This window comes from Mucilaginibacter antarcticus, assembly GCF_042686155.1.
Taxonomy (GTDB): domain Bacteria; phylum Bacteroidota; class Bacteroidia; order Sphingobacteriales; family Sphingobacteriaceae; genus Mucilaginibacter; species Mucilaginibacter antarcticus.
In genome coordinates this window covers 1-1,736 of record NZ_JBHUON010000046.1, presented here as the reverse complement: position 1 = coordinate 1,736, position 1,736 = coordinate 1, and the positions used below count along the sequence as shown (strand labels likewise).

Here is a 1,736-nt window from a genome sequence, read left to right as displayed (position 1 = left end):
GAGGGCACTGAAAAAGTCCAATAGTGAAAAAAGGCGTAGAAGAAGAAATTTTTCTACGCCTTTTTTGTATCTTAAAGTGTCAAAAGAAAGATACTAAAAGATGCTTTTACAACAACAAAAGATGCGGTTCAGTGCATTTTCAGGTTTATACGACCTGATCGTTCCTAAAGACAATCTTCTGCGGAAGATCAATGACCTGGTAGATTTTACCTTTATTTATGAGGAACTGGTCAGCAAATACAGTATTACTAACGGCCGGGCAGCAGAAAGTCCTGTACGGATGTTCAAGTACCTGTTGTTGAAAACGATTTATACGGTTTCAGACGTTGATGTGGTTGAGCGTTCGCAGTATGATATGTCTTTCAAATATTTTCTTGATATGTCGCCGGAAGAAGAAGTTATCGATCCGAGTTCATTAACAAAGTTCAGAAAGCTGCGGTTGAAGGATAACGATCTTTTAAACCTGCTCATTGGTAAAACGGTCGCTATCGCTATTGAAAAAGGGATCATCCGTTCAAAGTCCATCATTGTTGATGCTACGCATTCCCTGTCACGGTCAAACCCATATTCAGCATTGGAAGTATTGCGGGAACGCTCGAAACTGCTCCGCAAAGCGGTATATGCTATCGATGAAGACATGAAGGCCGGCATGCCTGAAAAGAACAGTACAGACGAACTGGAAAAGGAACTGGCTTATTGCCGCGCACTGGAAAAGCACATCGAAGCTGATCAAACGTTAAGCCAGATACCTTCGGTAAAAGAAAAACTAAACCTGCTGAAAGAAACGGTAGCGGATACGCAGGAGCACTATACAATATCCAAAGACAGGGATGCCAAAACCGGTCATAAATCAGCTGACAGCTCATTCTTTGGTTACAAGACCCACTTGGCGATGACAGAGGAGCGCATCATCACAGCAGCGGTTATCACATCGGGCGAAAAGGGGGATGGCCCGGAGCTTCCCAAACTGTTGGAGATTAGCCAGCAAAATGGCATTGAAGTAGAAACTGTCATCGGCGATTCGGCTTATTCAGGAAAAGAGAACCTTGCATTAATGAACGGACAAGATATTAAGGTGGTAGCCAAACTGAACCCTACCATCACCCAGGGATTCAGAAAAGAAGAAGATAAGTTCGATTATAACAAAGACGCTGATATGTTCGTTTGCCCGGCCGGGCATCTGGCTATCCGAAGGGCTCGACACGGAAAGAAAAACAGAGGGAAAAATCAGGCAAACACTTATTACTTTGATGTTGAAAAATGCAAAGTATGTCCATTAAAGGAGGGGTGCTACAAGTCCGGGGCAAGAACTAAAACCTATTCTGTTACCATCAAGTCAGACCTGCACCAACAGCAGATGGCTTTTCAGGAAACGACAGAATATAAGGAAAGCATCAAACACAGGTATAAGATCGAAGCCAAGAACAGTGAACTAAAAAACGTTCATGGCTATGACCGTGCAATAGCCTATGGTATCGAAAATATGCAGATGCAGGGTGCTTTAGCCATCTTTACAGTCAATCTGAAAAGGATCATCAAGCTGATCGCCTAAAAAAACAATAAGAAGAGGTCTTTAGCCGTTTTTTGCACTCCCCAAAGGCCTATAGACTCGTATCATCCCCAGTAAATCACTTACACAAAATAAATCTGAACAAAAAAACGACCAAGTAAAAGTTACCTTTTCTCTTGATCGCTTCTCGTAATACGTTTTATTGAATTACTTTTTCAGTGTCCTC

1 protein-coding gene is annotated in these 1,736 nt (G+C 42.3%); it reads left to right on the top strand.

What is annotated here, in order from left to right:
* Positions 1 to 100: 100 nt before the first annotated feature.
* Positions 101 to 1,552: an IS1182 family transposase gene (locus tag ACFSYC_RS19560; RefSeq protein WP_377130558.1), complete on the top strand. Its 1,452-nt coding sequence runs from the start codon at positions 101 to 103 to the stop codon at positions 1,550 to 1,552.
* Positions 1,553 to 1,736: the final 184 nt, after the last annotated feature.

Bases quoted from the DNA above. Each gene is read 5' to 3' on its own strand.
- ACFSYC_RS19560 (WP_377130558.1), top strand. From the start codon at position 101: ATGCTTTTACAACAACAAAAGATGCGGTTCAGTGCATTTTCAGGTTTA.